Genomic DNA, 15090 nt, shown 5'->3' on the forward strand with positions numbered 1-15090 from the left:
CAGTGGCGAAAGCGGTGCAGCAAGGGTTGACGGGACGCCAAAAGGCGGCCATATTGCTCATCAGCCTGGGGCCGGAAGTGTCCGCCCAAATATTCAAACATTTGCGCGAGGAAGAAATCGAGCAGCTGACGCTTGAAATCGCTAACGTCCGAAAGGTGGACAACGCCGAGAAGGAGGCGATTTTGGCCGAGTTTCACCAAATATGCCTTGTTCAAGAATATATTTCGCAGGGCGGCATTCAGTACGCCAAAGAAATATTGGAAAAGGCGCTTGGCAGCTCCAAGGCGATGGACATCATCAACCGGCTGACGGCCACGCTTCAGGTGCGGCCGTTCGATTTCGCCCGCAAGGCGGACCCGGCGCAAATTTTGAACTTTATCCAAAACGAAAACTCGCAAACGATCGCACTTATTCTCTCATATTTACAGCCGGATCAAGCGTCGATCATCTTGTCCTCGCTGCCTCAGGATAAGCAGGCGGACGTGGCGAAGCGGATCGCGCAGATGGACAGCACGTCCCCGGAAGTCATCAATCAGGTGGAGCGGGTGCTGGAGCAGAAGCTGTCCTCCACCGTTACGCAGGATTACACGACGGCCGGCGGTATCGAAGCGATCGTTCAAATTTTGAACGGCGTCGACCGGGGGACGGAGCGGACGATTCTCGATTCGCTCGAAATTCAGGACCCGGAGCTCGCCGAGGAAATCAAAAAGCGGATGTTCGTCTTCGAAGATATCGTCAACATCGACAACCGTTCGATCCAGCGCATTATCCGCGATATCGAAAACGCCGATCTTCAGCTTGCGCTCAAGGTGGCGAGCGAAGAAGTGCGCGAAGTCATTTTCCGAAACATGTCCAAACGGATGGCGGAAACGTTTCGGGAGGAAATGGAATATATGGGACCCGTCCGGCTGCGCGACGTCGAAGAAGCGCAAACGCGCATCGTAGCGACGATCCGACGCCTGGAGGAGTCCGGCGAAATTATTATCGCTCGCGGCGGAGGAGACGATATCATTGTCTAACGTCATCAAAGCGACCCATTATATTCCAATTGACGATAAAAAGCTGATTCAGGTTGCACTTCCGGAGCATTTGCTCGATCCGGCCCCGATCGACGCCGGTTCCGAGTCCGGCGAACCGGCCGACGAATCGATCGGCGAGGTCGAGGCCGCCCTGGTGGAAGCGAAAGAACAAATCATTCGCGATGCGGAATCGTTCGCCGAAACGGTCGTCGCCCAAGCGTCCGAGGAAGCGGAGCGGATGCGCGCGCAAGCCCGGGACGACATCGAAGAATGGTGGCGGCAGCGCCGGGCCGAAGACGAGCGGCTGACGTCCGAGGCGCGCGAGCAAGGGAAGCAGGCCGGCTATGCGCAAGGGCTCGAGGAAGCGGAAGCGCACGTCAGGCGCCAATACGAGCAGATGCTCGCGGAAGCGCAGGCGATTATCGAATCGGCGGTCCAGATCAAGCACCGGATGATTCAAGAGTCCGAGCCGTTCCTGATCGAGCTTAGCTGCTCGATCGCGGAAAAAATTATTGCGAGGCAGCTGACGCTCGACCCGCAATGGTCGATCGAATTAATCAAAAAAGTGCTGCAGCGCCGCCGGGAGCAAGGCATCATTACGCTGTGCGTGTCGCCCGATCAATTCTCGTTCGTCCAGGACGCGAGGGAGGAGCTCATGCTCGCCGTCGATTCCCAGGCCGAGCTGCAGATCATACCCGACCCGACGGTGCGGGACCACGGCTGCGTCATCCGCTCTTCCTTCGGCAGCATCGATGCCCGCATCGACACGCAGCTGGACGAAATCAAGAAAGGGCTGCAGCAAGTAGCGCTCAGAAACGAAGGTGCTCCGGACGATGAATAACGGTCCGCAAGCGTTCAAGTATATCGAGCATTTGCGTCATATCGATCCGATCCGGGTGAACGGCAAGGTGACGCAGGTCATCGGACTGACCGTCGAATCGGAAGGACCCGACGCCAGCGTCGGGGACGTTTGCTATATATACCCGTTCAAGTCTTCGACGCCGCTCAAGGCGGAGGTCGTCGGCTTCCGGAACAACAAGGTTCTTTTGATGCCGCTCGGCGAGCTCCACTCGATCGGCCCGGGCTGCGACGTCGTCGGCACCGGCAAGCCGCTTACGGTCCAAGTCGGCCACGAGCTTCTCGGCAAAGTGCTCGACGGACTCGGGCAGCCGCTTGACGGTTCGTTCCTGCCTACGCGGATGGCTCACTACTCGACGAACAGCGCCGTCAACAATCCGCTCAAGCGACCCCGCGTGCACGAGCCGATCAGCGTCGGTGTCCGCTGCATCGACGGTTTGCTGACGCTGGGCAAAGGACAGCGTGTCGGCATCTTCGCCGGCTCCGGCGTCGGCAAAAGCACGCTGATGGGCATGATCGCGCGAAACACGTCGGCCGACGTGAACGTCATCGGCCTGATCGGGGAGCGTGGACGCGAGGTGCTCGATTTCATCGAGCGCGATCTCGGTCCCGAAGGTCTCGCCCGCTCCGTCGTCGTCGTGGCGACGTCGGATCAGCCCGCGCTTATCCGGATGAAAGGCGCGTTGATCGCGACGAGCATCGCCGAATATTTTCGCGACCGCGGCTTGAACGTCATGCTCATGATGGACTCCGTGACCCGGTATGCGATGGCGCTGCGCGAAGTCGGACTCGCCATCGGAGAGCCGCCGGCGACGCGCGGCTATACGCCTTCGGTGTTCGCGAACTTGCCGAAGCTGCTCGAGAGGGCGGGGACCGGGCCCAAAGGATCGATTACCGCCTTCTACACCGTGCTCGTCGACGGAGACGACATGAACGAGCCGATCGCCGATACGGTGCGGGGCATATTGGACGGCCATATCGTGCTTGATCGGAATCTCGCCCATAAAGGGCATTACCCGGCCATCAACGTATTGGCGAGCGTGAGCCGCTGCATGAAGGAAATCGTTCCCGAGGAGCAGACGGACGCGGCCAACCGATTGAAACGGCTGCTTTCCATTTACAAAGATTCGGAGGATCTGATCAATATCGGGGCGTACCAGCGAGGATCCAATCCAGAAATCGACACTTCGCTCGACTATATCCAAACGATTTGGGGCTATTTGCAGCAAAAGACGAGCGAGAAAGTCGGATATTCCGACGCGTACGATCAATTGATCCAACAATTCGGCGGGGGTTGAGCCATTTGCGTTTTCGGTATCCGTTGCAAAAGCTGGTCGATCTGAAGACAAACGAAAAGGAACAGGCCGAATGGATGCTCTCCGAAGCGGTGGGCGCGCTTCAGCGGGAGGAGCTGACGCTTGCGGAGCTGCTGGCCGAGCACCGTCGGGTCGCCGAAGAGCTCGAGAGCGCATCGGCCCGCAAGACGACGATCTCGCAAATCCAGATGCTGCAGCATTATTTGCAGCATATGGAGCAGCAAATCCGCGCGAAATCGAACGACGTCCACCGGGCGCAGTCGAACGTGGCGGATAAGCAACAAGCGCTGACCGAAAAAATGATGGAAGAGAAAGTGTGGACCAAAGCGAAGGAAAAGGCGCATCGGCAGTTCACCGCCTTCGTGCTGAAAAAAGAGCAGGAGGAAATGGACGAAATCGCACTGACCCGCCGCGCCCAGACGATTTGAACTGAAGCGACCGACCGGAAAGGAGGCTGGCGACATGGCGAATACGGACGTCGAAAAATCTTCGTACGGCGGTTTCGAGCGCTTTCTGTTTTTCGCGACCCCGATTATTTTTACGGTCGTCCTGCTTGGAGTATTGTTCGCCCTGTTCGATACGAGCATTATGAACGGCGTATTGAGGGCCGCGAATAACGTGCCGGTGCTGGAGAAGTTCGTGCCCGATCCGAAGACGAAAGATCGCGTGACGCTTTCTTCCACTGCCGCCGAACCTTCGTCTCAGGCCGAAGACGGCCAGGCCGCGCTCGAGCAGCTGAAGACGAAGCTGGCGCAAGCCGAGGCCGACCTGCAAGCCGCGTCGGGCCAAAGCCAGCAGAAGGATCAGACGATCAAAGACTTGAAAGCCCAAGTCGCGGCGCTCGAAGAAAAGCTGCAGACGAAGACGCGGACGGACGAGGAATACAAGGCGCAAATTCAGCAGCTCGCCTCCATCTATGCGAATATGATGCCAAGCAAATCGGCCCCCATTCTGGAAGCGATGACGCTTAAGGAGCGGGCGCTCGTCCTGAGCGAGATGAAGCCGGCGGACCGGGGCGAGATTTTGGAGAAAATGACGCCCGCCACGGCGGCGGAAACGTCGATCCAGCTGAAGGATGCCGTACCGGCCAAAGATTTGCAGCTGCAGGCGCTGCAGGAGCGTCTCGACATCAACAAGGAAGCGGAGAAGAAAGCGGATCCCGCGATGACGAAAAGCGATCTGGGTCAGACGTTTTCGCAAATGGTGCCGAAGAGCGCCGCGGCGATCTTGATCGAGATGAACGCGGCGAACCAACCGCGCGTGCTCGAAATTTTGAAGGCGATGGACAGCGCCGGCCGCGCCAAGGTGCTCGGGGCCGTCTCCGACGCGAACAAGCAAATCGCCGCAGCGCTCAGCGCGAAGCTGTCGGAGTCAAGCGTAAACACGGCGCCGTAAGCGCATGAGCACCACCCCAATTCGACAAACGCACGGAAAGGAGGTGAAAAAAATCATGAGCGCACCTATCCAAATACTTAACGTTCTGCCGTCCGGCGGATCCGCGCCGATTGGCGTGATCGCTAACCGAGGCGCCAGCGGATCGTCGCAAGACGCATTCGCGAATACGCTCGTTCAAGCGCTGATCGGACCAAACGGAACGATCGCGCCGGCGCAGTCGACCCTGCTTGCCGCGAGCTTGCTGGCAGGACTTGTCCCGACCGACTCCGCGGAAACGGAATCGAAGCCGGGGGACGTACTTACGCAATGGCTGGCTTCCCTGAAAGACGAGACCGACCTTCAAGGTCAGGAGGAGCTGTTGGACGGTCTTATGGCTCTGCTTGAGCTCGCGCAAGCGATCGTTACGCAATGGCAGCCGTCCGGCGCGAAGACGGACGATTCGCTTGAAGACGCGGCTTTGACGCCGACGGGCGCGAACGGTCCGCTGTCGAACAAGTATGCCGATCTGCTGCATACGCTTCGGCAATTGGCCGCACTTGCCCGGCAGCAGCCGAACGAATCGGAAGTGGGCCAAATCGTGCAAGCGTTTGAACGCATGATCGCGCCGATGTTGACGGATGAAAGCGCGAAACCGGCGGACGCCGCGACTGCCGCGCAACATCAAGCCCAGACGGGAAGCCAAGCGAACGCCGCTCAGCAGGCTGCATCCGCCGTAACGGCGCAGCATTCGTCCCGTTCAAAATCGGCTTCGAAGCAGTCGGAAGGCGAAGGAAACGTTCAATCCTCGTTCGCGACCGCCGTCGACATGATCGGCAACGAACGCAAAAGCCGACTCGAGGCGTTGGCCGCGAAGGCGGGCGTTCAACCGCAATTCGCGTTTGCCGCGACCGTCGAAACGACCGGCTCCGAGGAGAAAGCGGCCGAATCGGCACCCGCTGTCGATACGGGCAGCGGTAATGGAGCATCGGTCCAAACGAACCATCCGCTTCGCCATTTGACGCCGCACCACCAGACGACGCAGACCGAATCGCCTGTCGTACGCGCCGATCGATTCGCCGAAGATATGGCTCAAGCGATGAAAAGCTTGAAGGTGAACGCGTCGACCGGCATGTCCGAAGTGCGCATTACGCTGATGCCCGAGCATCTCGGTCAAGTCGACGTGAAGGTGTCGATGCACAACGGCCAAATCGTAGCGCATTTCATGGCGGATACGACGCACGGCAAAGAAATGCTGGAAAGCCAGTTGTCCCAGCTGAGAGCCGTTCTGAACGGCCAAGGCTTGCAGGTGGACCGCCTGGAAGTGTCGCAGAGCAGCCCGGCGTTTTCCGGATTGTTCCAGGATTCCCGGCAGCAGCAATCGTCCCAGCAGTTCGACCGCAAGAACAAATCGAAGTCGTCCGATTACGAGCAAGGTCCCGTCGATTTCGTAGCGGAGCTGGAAAGCTTGTCCGGGCGTCAGCCGACGAACGGAGACAGCTCGTTCGACGTAACGGCATAAGACGCGCGCGTCTTGCGCGATGGAGGAATCCGCATGCCTACAGTAGGCGCATCGATGGGAACGTACTATTACAAAGGCGCCATCGAGAAGCAAAAAACGGGGAGCAGCAACTTGGGACGAGACGAGTTTTTGAAAATTCTCGTCACCCAGCTGTCCAACCAAGATCCGACGCAGCCGCTGCAAGACAAAGAATTTATCGCCCAAATGGCGACGTTCACTTCGGTCGAGCAGCTGACGAACATGGCCGAGGAAATGAGAACGCTGCGGCAATCGATCGGGTTCAGCTCGTCGTTGATCGGCAAGACGATCAGCTGGACGCAGACGAATTCGACCGGCGAGAAGGAGACCCACTCCGGCGTCGTCGATTCGATCAAGATCAAGGACGGCAAGCAGTACGCCGTCGTCGGCGACAAGCAAGCGCCGCTCGATCAGATCGCGGAAATCAAAAACTAGAAGGTGTGAGTCATGGCTGATCGAATGACGGTCGGGCATTTGTATCCGAATGCGGTTCCGCCGGGTTCACCCGCGAAGCGCAGCGATCCGAACGTCCGGCAGCAGCCGGCCGGAACGCGCTCGTTTCAGGACGTGTTCCGCGACAGCCTCGTGCGCGTCAGTCACCATGCGGAAGTTCGTTTACAGCAGCGAGGCATCGAGCTGAAGCCGGAGCAAATGGCCAAAATTCAATCGGCGATCGAAAAGGCCGCCGCCAAAGGCTCCAAGGAGTCGCTCATTTTGATGGACAACATGGCGATGATCGTGAACGTGAAAAACAAAACGATCGTAACCGCCATGGACGGAGCTTCGATGAAAGACAACGTCTTTACGCAAATCGACAGCGCCGTCATTATATGACCCGGTACACACAGGCTGGCCCGACAGGGAGCCTGGGGCTGCGGACCGCTTGAAGCAGCCCGAACCGATTATGAACCATTTACGGCTCTTACGTTCTCGAGGAGGAACACGCATGTTAAGATCGCTTTATTCGGGCGTATCCGGGATGAGAGGCTTCCAGACGAAGCTGGACGTCATCGGCAACAACATCGCGAACGTCAATACGATCGGCTTCAAGGGCAGCCGCGCGATGTTCAAGGACATTTTGAGCCAGACGGTCGCGGGCGTCACCGCTCCGGCTGACGGAGGCGGCGGCATCAACGCGAAGCAGATCGGCCTCGGCGTGACGTTGGCCGCGATCGATACGCTTCATACGCCGGGCAGCGCCATGACGACGAACGTCGTGACGGACGTCCGGATCGACGGCGATGGCTTCTTCGCCGTTCGAAACGGCGAGGACGGCGGCATTTTCTTGACGCGCGACGGCAACTTCAAGGTCGATGCGGCGGGACAAATCGTAACGGCCGACGGCTACCGCGTCGTCGGAGTAGGCGGAGAGGTGCTTCCGCCGATCGATACGGCGGCGGTCACCGCGTTCTCGATCGATCAGAACGGCCAATTTATCGGCGTCAACGTGGACGGCACCTCGGCGCCGATCGACGGGATGCAAATCGCCGTCGTAAAAGTAACGAACCCGGCCGGCTTGGAGAAGGTCGGCGGGAACATGTACCGGACTACGCCGAACGCATCCGCCGAGGAGCTGAACCTCGATACGGTCGCGAACGACCCGGCGATCGGAACCGGCGCGATCATTTCCGGCCAGCTGGAAATGTCGAACGTCGACCTGACCGGCGAGTTTACCGAGATGATCGTCGCCCAGCGCGGCTTCCAGGCGAACTCAAAAATCATTACCACTTCCGACGAAGTGCTGCAGGAAATATTAAGCTTGAAACGATAAAAACCGAAGCGTCAGAGGGGGCGCCGCCCCCTTTGCCGCGGTAGGGATCGGATAGACGTTTCGGGAGGGAAAGCATGATACCTGTCACACGGTTGAATGGCAGCAAGTTGACCATTAACGCTCTGTTGATCGAGACGATCGAGGAAACTCCGGATACGCTCATAACGTTGACGACCGGAAAAAAGTTCATCGTGACCGAGAAGGTATCAGACGTGGTAAGCTTGGTGAAAGCCTACATGCAGAATGTCGGTTCGATCAGGGTAGCAGTGAAGAATAACGTTCCGGAGGGCTCTTAACGTCATGTTCAAGAACAAAATGTTGCAATGGTTAATCATGATCCTCATCGCCATTACCTTGATCGCGCTAGCCAGCTTCATTCTGTGGGATTATTTGGACAAAAAGTCCCAGCCGAGCGACCCGTCCGCACAAGCCGCGAACTCCGTCGAGAACGTGAAGCCGAAGAAGCTGACCGCGGAGCAAATCAAAGAGTATACGGTTGAAATCAAGGACATCACGACGAATTTGTCCGGCAAAAACTACATTAAAGTAAGCTTCGCCTTCTTGCTCGAAAACGCGAAGGCAAAGGAAGAGTTCGAAATGCTGACGACCCGCGTTAGAGCGGTCATTCTCCAAACGCTGGCGGACACGACGGCCGAGCAGGCCAGCGGCAGCAAAGGTCAAGATTTGATCAGCACGACACTTATCAATAAAATCAATCCCATTTTATCCAAAGGAAAATTGGTGCAGGTCGACATCACGGATTACAATATCGTGCACAATTAATCGTACGCTTCGGATAAGGGGGTGATGGAATTGGTAGACGTACTTTCGCAGAACGAGATCGACGCTCTTCTCGCCGCGCTGTCATCCGGCGAAATGGACGCGGAAGAGCTGAAAAAGGAAGAAACGCAAAAAAAGGTGCGGGCGTACGACTTCAAACGCGCCGTCCGCTTTTCGAAGGATCATATCCGGAGCTTGACCCGGATTCACGAAAACTTTGCCCGGTATTTGACCACATATTTCTCGGCGCAGCTGCGCACGTTCGTGCAAATCAACGTCGTTCAAGTGGAGCAATTGCCGTACGACGAATTTATTCGTTCCATTCCGAAAATGACGATTTTAAATATATTCGAGGCGGAGCCGCTCGAAGGCCGCATGGTGCTTGAGGTGCATCCGAACGTCGCGTTCGCGATGCTGGACCGGCTTCTGGGCGGTCCCGGCAGCTCGCCTGCCAAAATCAACGCGCTGACGGAGATCGAGACGATCGTCATGGAGCGCATTTTCAGCAGGGCGTTCGAAAGCTTGCAGGAAGCGTGGAAGACGGTCATCGACTTGTCGCCGAGGCTGGAAGCGTTGGAGACGAACCCGCAGTTCATGCAAATCGTGTCGCCCAACGAGACGATCGCGCTCATCTCGCTCACGACCAAAATCGGCGATACGACGGGGATGATCAACCTCTGTATTCCCCATGTCGTCATCGAGCCGATCATGCCGCGATTGTCCGTGCATCACCAATTTTTGGCTCAACGCAAAAGCAGGGCTCCGGAGGAAGTCGAAGCGCTCCAGGAACGGGTGCACAAGGCGAAGCTGCCGGTCATCGCGGAGCTGGGCGAGTCGGCCATCACCGTACGCGAATTTTTGAACCTCGCGGTGGGGGACGTCATTACGCTCAACAAGCCGGTGGATCAAGGTCTTCATATCAAGGTGGGCGAACGGCTCAAATTTATCGGAAGCCCGGGAACCGTGAGAGACAAACTCGCCGTACAAGTGACGGAGATCGTCAACGAAGGGGAAGAAGAACATGACGAGTAAAGATTATTTATCGCAGGAAGAAATCGACGCGCTTCTTCGGCAAACGAGCGAAGATTTCGGCGGCGGCGCGTCATCCGACGAACCTTCGGTTGACGACTACTTGAGCCCCATCGAGCAGGATGCGCTCGGAGAAATCGGGAACATCACGTTCGGCAGCGCCGCGACCGCCTTGTCGACGCTTCTCGGGAAAAAGGTCGACATTACGACACCGAAGGTATCCGTCGTCGCTCGAACGGAGCTGGAGCACGAGTTTCCGCATCCGCACGTCGCCATTCACGTCAACTATGTCGACGGCTTCGACGGCATCAACCTGCTCGTCATCAAGACGAAGGACGCTCAGGTGATCGCCGATTTGATGATGGGCGGGACGGGCAACGTCAGTGAAGAGATGGAGCTGACGGAAATCCATATCAGCGCCGTCCAGGAAGCGATGAACCAAATGATGGGTTCGTCCGCTACGTCCATGTCGACGATTTTCAACCGGTTCGTCAACATTTCGCCTCCCGGGATCAACATCTTGGATTTGCCGAACGGGGAAGGGAAAGATCAGCTTCCGCGGGAAGACGTGTTCGTCAAAATATCGTTCCGGCTCATCATCGGCGATTTGATCGATTCGACGCTCATGCAGCTGCTTCCGGTTTCGTTCGCCCGCGAGATGGTCTCGATCCTGATGGGCGGCACGGACATGCAAGCCGAGCCCGCGTTCTCGTCGCCATCGTCCGACGTAGCGGAGACGGCCTACGAGCAGCCGGCCGCAACGCCGCAGCCCGATCCGATGGCCGGATACGCGAATAACGCGCCGGTTCCACCGTCGATGCCGGCTTACGATCCGTATCAGCAGCAGGCGATGATGTATCAGCAGCCTCCGATGATGCCTCAGCAGCCGATGTATCAGCAGCCGATGGGGCAGCCGATATACCCGCAACAGCCGATGTACCAGCAACCTCCGATGCAGCCGCAGGCTCCGGCCAATTACGGCGGACTTCCGGGCCGCAACGTCAACGTCCAGCCCGCGCAGTTTTCCAACTTGTCGGGGGGCGCGATGCAGGCCGACGATACGAACCTTAATTTGCTGCTGGATATCCCCCTGAAGGTTACCGTAGAATTGGGGAGGACCAAGAAGCTGATCAAAGACATTTTGGAGTTTTCCCAAGGTTCGATCATCGAGCTCGACAAGCTGGCCGGCGAGCCCGTCGACATTTTGGTTAACAACAAGCTCATCGCCAAAGGCGAAGTGGTCGTCATCGACGAAAACTTCGGCGTTCGCGTAACCGATATAATCAGCCAAATGGATCGCATTCAAAAATTACAATAATTATTCATTCCTGGGAGGACTGGACTCAATGGCTAACAAAATTTTGATCGTGGACGACGCGGCATTCATGCGGATGATGATCAAGGACATCTTGAGCAAAAACGGATACGAAGTGGTCGGGGAAGCGCAGGACGGCTCCGTTGCCGTCGAGAAGTACAAGGAATTGAAGCCGGACCTCGTCACGATGGACATCACGATGCCGGAGATGGACGGAATCGCCGCTTTGAAGGAGATCAAAAAATTCGACCCCAATGCGAAGGTGATCATGTGCTCCGCGATGGGCCAGCAGGCGATGGTAATCGATGCGATCCAGGCGGGCGCGAAAGACTTCATCGTCAAGCCGTTCCAAGCCGACCGCGTTATCGAAGCGATCAAGAAGACGCTGGGGTGAACCGATACGAACAGGCGAGGGGACGATTGAAGTTGCTGCGCAAACTCGATAGGCTTGCTGCCGCTTTAGCCGTCCTGTCGCTGCCGGGAACGTGGGGAATCCCGGCTGTCGCGTTTGCGGAAGGCGATGCGGGTAACGGAGCAAACCTTTTTCCGGACGGCACGAACGGGGCCGCAATCCCCGGGGATTCGGGCGCCGTTTTTGCAACGATGGTCAAAGTCGTATTTTTCCTTATTCTTATTATCGGCATCTTTCTATTAATCATTAAGTTTTTATCGAAAAAAAAATGGCAATGGTCGCAAGGCCGTGCGGTCAAAACGTTGGGCGGCCTGCCGCTAGGCCCGAACAAATCGGTGCAAATCGTCGAAATCGGTCGTTCCATCTATGTGATCGGCGTAGGCGAGGACGTTCGGCTCATCCAAAAAATCGACGATCCCGAAGAAGTTGCGTACATCGCGGCGACGTTCGGTTCGGACGGTTCCGCGGCGGGACGGACGTTCCCGAAGGTGGGCGAATGGCTTGGCGGCTTTCTGAAACGCGAGAAGCAGACGCCGGACGAGGACGATCAAGTAGCCGCTTCGTTCCAGGAAGTGTTCCAGACGAAAATGAAGCATATGGCGGGCCGCAAACAGCTGATGGAACAAATGCTGCGTACGGGCGACGATGCGGACAAGAAGGTCGAGCCATGAAAAAACTAACTCTGCTGCTCGGCTCCGTGCTCCTGCTCCTGATCGTCTTGCACCCGGCGACGGCGTTCGCCGCCGATCCGATTCCCGGCATCAACATCGACATCGGGAGCTCGGAAGGGGCCGCCGGCTCCTCCAACACGGTCACGCTGATTTTGCTCATTACGATCCTTAGCCTCGCGCCCTCGATCATGATTTTGATGACGAGCTTCACGCGAATCGTCATCGTGCTCGGTTTCGTCCGGACGGCGCTCGGCACGCAGCAGATGCCGCCGAATCAGGTGCTGATCGGACTGGCGCTGTTCCTCACTCTGTTCGTCATGTCGCCGACGATATCGGCGATCAACGAGACGGCGCTGCAGCCTTATTTGAAGGGCGAGATCGCCCAGACCGAGGCGCTCCAAAAAGCGGCGCTGCCGCTGAAGAAGTTCATGGTCGCGCAGACGCGCGAAAAAGATTTGATGCTCTTCCTGAACTACTCGAAGGCGGACAAGCCGAAGGGCGTCGAGGATACGCCGCTCACCGCGCTGCTTCCCGCTTTCGCGATCAGCGAGATGAAATCCGCGTTCCAGATGGGATTCATGATCTTCATCCCGTTTCTCGTCATCGATATGATCGTGGCGAGCACGCTCATGTCGATGGGGATGATGATGCTGCCGCCGGTCATGATTTCGCTGCCGTTCAAAATTTTGCTGTTCGTCCTGGTGGACGGCTGGTATTTGGTCGTCAAGTCGCTGCTGCTCAGCTTTCACGCGCCGGTCTAGCGGCTGCCGGTACCGACAACGGAAAGGAGGGGAAGCGGTGAGTTCCGAATTCGTCATCCGCATAGCGGGAGAAGCGGTTTATACGGTATTGAAGGCGAGCGCGCCGATGCTGCTGCTGGCGCTCGTCGTCGGTTTAATCATCAGCGTGTTTCAGGCGGCGACGCAAATTCAGGAGCAAACTCTCGCTTTCGTTCCGAAAATCGTCGTCGTCCTGCTGTCCATCCTCGTCTTCGGTCCGTGGATCTTGCAAACGCTGATCGATTATACGTTCAATCTGCTAGACAATTTGTACAAGTTCATCGGGTAAGGACGAGAGCCGAATGGAAGCATGGATCCCTTACGTACCGAACTGGCTGCTCATCTTTTGCCGTATTACCGCCTTTTTGCTGGCCGCTCCCGTATTTTCCACGCGCGGCGTACCGCCGCAATGGAAAATCGGCTTGGCGGCGATGATCACGTTCCTGACGTTCGCCGCCGTCGGCCTGAACGCTCCGACCGAGATGGACGGCATGTACGTCGTATCGATCGTCCGAGAGGTCGTCGTCGGCCTGCTGCTCGGCTTCACGGCGTACTTGTTTTTTACCGCGGTTCAAATCGCCGGATCGTTCATCGATATCCAGATGGGGCTCGGCATCGCCAACGTGATCGACCCGATGACCGGCGCGTCCAGTCCGATCGTCGGCAATTTCAAATTTATCGTGGCCATATTGCTGTTCTTGTCGTTTAACGGACACCATTACTTAATCGACGGCATCATGAAGAGCTACCAATGGATGCCGCTCTCGAACGACCTTTTCGCGCGCATTCACGACGGGGCGGTACACGAATTTTTGCTGCGTTCGTTCTCCGGCGTATTCTCGCTGGCTTTGCAAATGTCCGCTCCGCTCGTCGTCGCCTTGTTTTTGACCGACGTCGGGCTCGGCATTTTATCGAAAACGGCGCCGCAGTTCAACATTTTCGTCGTGGGCGTGCCGATCAAGATCATTGCGGGCTTTTTGCTGCTCGTGCTCATTTTGCCCGGCTTCATTTATTTGTTTCAAGATTTGTTCGGCACGCTGTTCCGGTCGATGGACCAGCTTGTCAAGCTGATCGCGGACAAGCCGAACTGATTCCAGCTTCGATGGGGGAACGAATACACCGTGCAGCGATTCGCGCTACCGCTCGACCTACAGCTGTTCGCCGGAGAAAAAACGGAAAAGGCGACGCCGAAAAAGCGTCAGGAAGCACGTCAAAAAGGACAAGTCGCGAAAAGCATGGAGCTTCCGTCCGCGCTCATCCTGTTCGGCGTCCTGCTGCTGCTGTTCGGGTACGGGACGATGATGCGGGACAAAATCGAGGACATGTTCGTCGTTTCGTTCCACGACTACATGACGATGGAGATGACGCCGAACAACGTCTCGCTCGTCTTCGGCAAGCTCATTTTCGAAGGGCTTTTGCTGTTGGCGCCGATATTCGGCTTGGCGATGGTCATGGCCATTGTCGCCTCCTATTCGCAGATCGGATTTTTGCTAACGCTCGAGCCGTTGAAGATGTCGTTCAGCAAGCTCGATCCGATTAAAGGAATCGGCAACCTGTTCAAATTGCGCTCGTTCATCGAGCTGCTGAAATCGATTATGAAAATGACCGTTATCGGTCTTGTCGTGTTTTATACGATATGGAGCGAGAAGGAACAGTTTATCGAGATGGGACGATGGCCGGTCATCCATACGTTTTCGTATACGGCGCATCTCATCCTGATGCTCGGCGTCCAAATCGCCGCGATTTTGCTCGTTCTGGCTCTGTTCGACTATATGTACCAGCGGTACGAGCTCGAGAAAAATTTGCGGATGTCGAAGGACGAAATCAAGCAGGAGTACAAAAACACGGAAGGCGACCCGCTCATCAAAAGCAAAATTCGCGAAAAGCAGCGCCGGATGGCGATGCAGCGGATGATGCAGGACGTGCCGAAAGCGGACGTCGTCATTACGAACCCGACCCATTTCGCCGTCGCGATCCGCTACGATCCGAAGCAGGCGGAGGCGCCGATGGTCGTCGCCAAAGGGACGGATTACGTCGCGTTGAAAATAAGGCAGGTCGCCGAAGAGCACGGCGTCATTCGGATGGAAAACAAGCCGCTCGCACGGGCGCTGTATGCGCAAGTCGAAATCGGGCAGACGATTCCGGCCGACTTGTTCCAGGCGGTAGCCGAAGTGCTGGCCTATGTATATAAGCTCAAAGGCAAAACGAGCGCCAACGTCAAATAAGGGA

Annotated in this window: 19 protein-coding genes; all 19 read left to right on the forward strand. The window is 57.0% G+C overall.

The window, feature by feature from the left end; translation table 11 throughout:
- Nucleotides 1–2 precede the first annotated feature (2 nt).
- Nucleotides 3–1019: a flagellar motor switch protein FliG gene (gene fliG / locus DLM86_RS29420; RefSeq protein WP_110843627.1), complete on the forward strand. Its 1017-nt coding sequence runs from the start codon at nt 3–5 to the stop codon at nt 1017–1019.
- Complete coding sequence (gene fliH / locus DLM86_RS29425) at nt 1012–1860, forward strand: flagellar assembly protein FliH (RefSeq protein ID WP_110843628.1); 849 nt, start codon at nt 1012–1014, stop codon at nt 1858–1860. Before fliG ends, fliH begins: the two co-directional genes overlap by 8 nt.
- The gene (fliI, locus tag DLM86_RS29430; protein ID WP_110843629.1) at nt 1853–3175 is read left to right on the forward strand and encodes a flagellar protein export ATPase FliI; all 1323 of its coding nucleotides are present in this window, start codon (nt 1853–1855) and stop codon (nt 3173–3175) included. Before fliH ends, fliI begins: the two co-directional genes overlap by 8 nt.
- A gap of 5 nt (nt 3176–3180) precedes the next feature.
- Nucleotides 3181–3621: a flagellar export protein FliJ gene (gene fliJ / locus DLM86_RS29435; RefSeq protein ID WP_110843630.1), complete on the forward strand. Its 441-nt coding sequence runs from the start codon at nt 3181–3183 to the stop codon at nt 3619–3621.
- Between the two features lie 34 nt (nt 3622–3655).
- Nucleotides 3656–4588, forward strand: coding sequence for a MotE family protein (locus tag DLM86_RS29440; RefSeq protein WP_110843631.1), 933 nt, complete (start codon nt 3656–3658; stop codon nt 4586–4588).
- 55 nt (nt 4589–4643) lie between these two features.
- Nucleotides 4644–6086: a flagellar hook-length control protein FliK gene (locus DLM86_RS29445; RefSeq protein ID WP_158289717.1), complete on the forward strand. Its 1443-nt coding sequence runs from the start codon at nt 4644–4646 to the stop codon at nt 6084–6086.
- A 33-nt stretch (nt 6087–6119) separates the two neighbouring features.
- On the forward strand, nt 6120–6539 hold the full coding sequence (locus tag DLM86_RS29450; RefSeq protein WP_110843633.1) for a flagellar hook capping FlgD N-terminal domain-containing protein: 420 nt from the start codon (nt 6120–6122) through the stop codon (nt 6537–6539).
- Between the two features lie 12 nt (nt 6540–6551).
- Entirely contained in the window at nt 6552–6938 is a 387-nt protein-coding gene (locus DLM86_RS29455; RefSeq protein ID WP_110843634.1) for a TIGR02530 family flagellar biosynthesis protein, read from the forward strand.
- A 112-nt stretch (nt 6939–7050) separates the two neighbouring features.
- A complete protein-coding gene (locus DLM86_RS29460; protein ID WP_110843635.1) occupies nt 7051–7875 on the forward strand; it encodes a flagellar hook-basal body complex protein in 825 nt (274 codons plus the stop codon).
- Between the two features lie 74 nt (nt 7876–7949).
- Nucleotides 7950–8171, forward strand: coding sequence for a flagellar FlbD family protein (locus DLM86_RS29465; RefSeq protein WP_110843636.1), 222 nt, complete (start codon nt 7950–7952; stop codon nt 8169–8171).
- 4 nt (nt 8172–8175) lie between these two features.
- On the forward strand, nt 8176–8658 hold the full coding sequence (locus tag DLM86_RS29470; RefSeq protein WP_245955006.1) for a flagellar basal body-associated FliL family protein: 483 nt from the start codon (nt 8176–8178) through the stop codon (nt 8656–8658).
- Nucleotides 8659–8688: 30 nt separating this feature from the next.
- A complete protein-coding gene (gene fliM, locus DLM86_RS29475) occupies nt 8689–9687 on the forward strand; it encodes a flagellar motor switch protein FliM (protein WP_110843706.1) in 999 nt (332 codons plus the stop codon).
- Nucleotides 9677–11002 carry a flagellar motor switch phosphatase FliY gene (fliY, locus tag DLM86_RS29480; protein WP_110843637.1) on the forward strand — a complete coding sequence of 442 codons (1326 nt, stop codon included), beginning with the start codon at nt 9677–9679 and terminating at the stop codon, nt 11000–11002. Before fliM ends, fliY begins: the two co-directional genes overlap by 11 nt.
- A gap of 28 nt (nt 11003–11030) precedes the next feature.
- Nucleotides 11031–11393, forward strand: coding sequence for a response regulator (locus DLM86_RS29485; protein ID WP_110843638.1), 363 nt, complete (start codon nt 11031–11033; stop codon nt 11391–11393).
- Nucleotides 11390–12082: a flagellar biosynthetic protein FliO gene (locus tag DLM86_RS29490; protein ID WP_146250327.1), complete on the forward strand. Its 693-nt coding sequence runs from the start codon at nt 11390–11392 to the stop codon at nt 12080–12082. The genes DLM86_RS29485 and DLM86_RS29490 overlap by 4 nt, the downstream gene beginning before the upstream one ends.
- On the forward strand, nt 12079–12843 hold the full coding sequence (gene fliP, locus DLM86_RS29495) for a flagellar type III secretion system pore protein FliP (protein ID WP_110843640.1): 765 nt from the start codon (nt 12079–12081) through the stop codon (nt 12841–12843). Before DLM86_RS29490 ends, fliP begins: the two co-directional genes overlap by 4 nt.
- A 37-nt stretch (nt 12844–12880) precedes the next feature.
- A complete protein-coding gene (gene fliQ, locus DLM86_RS29500) occupies nt 12881–13150 on the forward strand; it encodes a flagellar biosynthesis protein FliQ (protein WP_110843641.1) in 270 nt (89 codons plus the stop codon).
- A gap of 13 nt (nt 13151–13163) precedes the next feature.
- A complete protein-coding gene (fliR, locus tag DLM86_RS29505; protein ID WP_110843642.1) occupies nt 13164–13952 on the forward strand; it encodes a flagellar biosynthetic protein FliR in 789 nt (262 codons plus the stop codon).
- A gap of 30 nt (nt 13953–13982) precedes the next feature.
- Complete coding sequence (gene flhB, locus DLM86_RS29510) at nt 13983–15086, forward strand: flagellar biosynthesis protein FlhB (protein WP_110843643.1); 1104 nt, start codon at nt 13983–13985, stop codon at nt 15084–15086.
- Nucleotides 15087–15090 lie beyond the last annotated feature (4 nt).

It is taken from the genome of Paenibacillus flagellatus (assembly GCF_003217775.1).
GTDB classification, from domain to species: Bacteria; Bacillota; Bacilli; order Paenibacillales; family NBRC-103111; genus Paenibacillus_AB; species Paenibacillus_AB flagellatus.

Excerpts from the sequence above, each read along its gene's own strand:
- fliI (WP_110843629.1), top strand. The coding sequence starts at position 1,853 with ATGAATAACGGTCCGCAAGCGTTCAAGTATATCGAGCATTTGCGTCAT.
- DLM86_RS29440 (WP_110843631.1), top strand. The coding sequence starts at position 3,656 with ATGGCGAATACGGACGTCGAAAAATCTTCGTACGGCGGTTTCGAGCGC.
- DLM86_RS29445 (WP_158289717.1), top strand. The coding sequence starts at position 4,644 with ATGAGCGCACCTATCCAAATACTTAACGTTCTGCCGTCCGGCGGATCC.
- DLM86_RS29450 (WP_110843633.1), top strand. The coding sequence starts at position 6,120 with ATGCCTACAGTAGGCGCATCGATGGGAACGTACTATTACAAAGGCGCC.
- DLM86_RS29455 (WP_110843634.1), top strand. The coding sequence starts at position 6,552 with ATGGCTGATCGAATGACGGTCGGGCATTTGTATCCGAATGCGGTTCCG.
- DLM86_RS29460 (WP_110843635.1), top strand. The coding sequence starts at position 7,051 with ATGTTAAGATCGCTTTATTCGGGCGTATCCGGGATGAGAGGCTTCCAG.
- DLM86_RS29465 (WP_110843636.1), top strand. The coding sequence starts at position 7,950 with ATGATACCTGTCACACGGTTGAATGGCAGCAAGTTGACCATTAACGCT.
- DLM86_RS29470 (WP_245955006.1), top strand. The coding sequence starts at position 8,176 with ATGTTCAAGAACAAAATGTTGCAATGGTTAATCATGATCCTCATCGCC.
- fliY (WP_110843637.1), top strand. The coding sequence starts at position 9,677 with ATGACGAGTAAAGATTATTTATCGCAGGAAGAAATCGACGCGCTTCTT.
- DLM86_RS29485 (WP_110843638.1), top strand. The coding sequence starts at position 11,031 with ATGGCTAACAAAATTTTGATCGTGGACGACGCGGCATTCATGCGGATG.
- fliP (WP_110843640.1), top strand. The coding sequence starts at position 12,079 with ATGAAAAAACTAACTCTGCTGCTCGGCTCCGTGCTCCTGCTCCTGATC.
- fliR (WP_110843642.1), top strand. The coding sequence starts at position 13,164 with ATGGAAGCATGGATCCCTTACGTACCGAACTGGCTGCTCATCTTTTGC.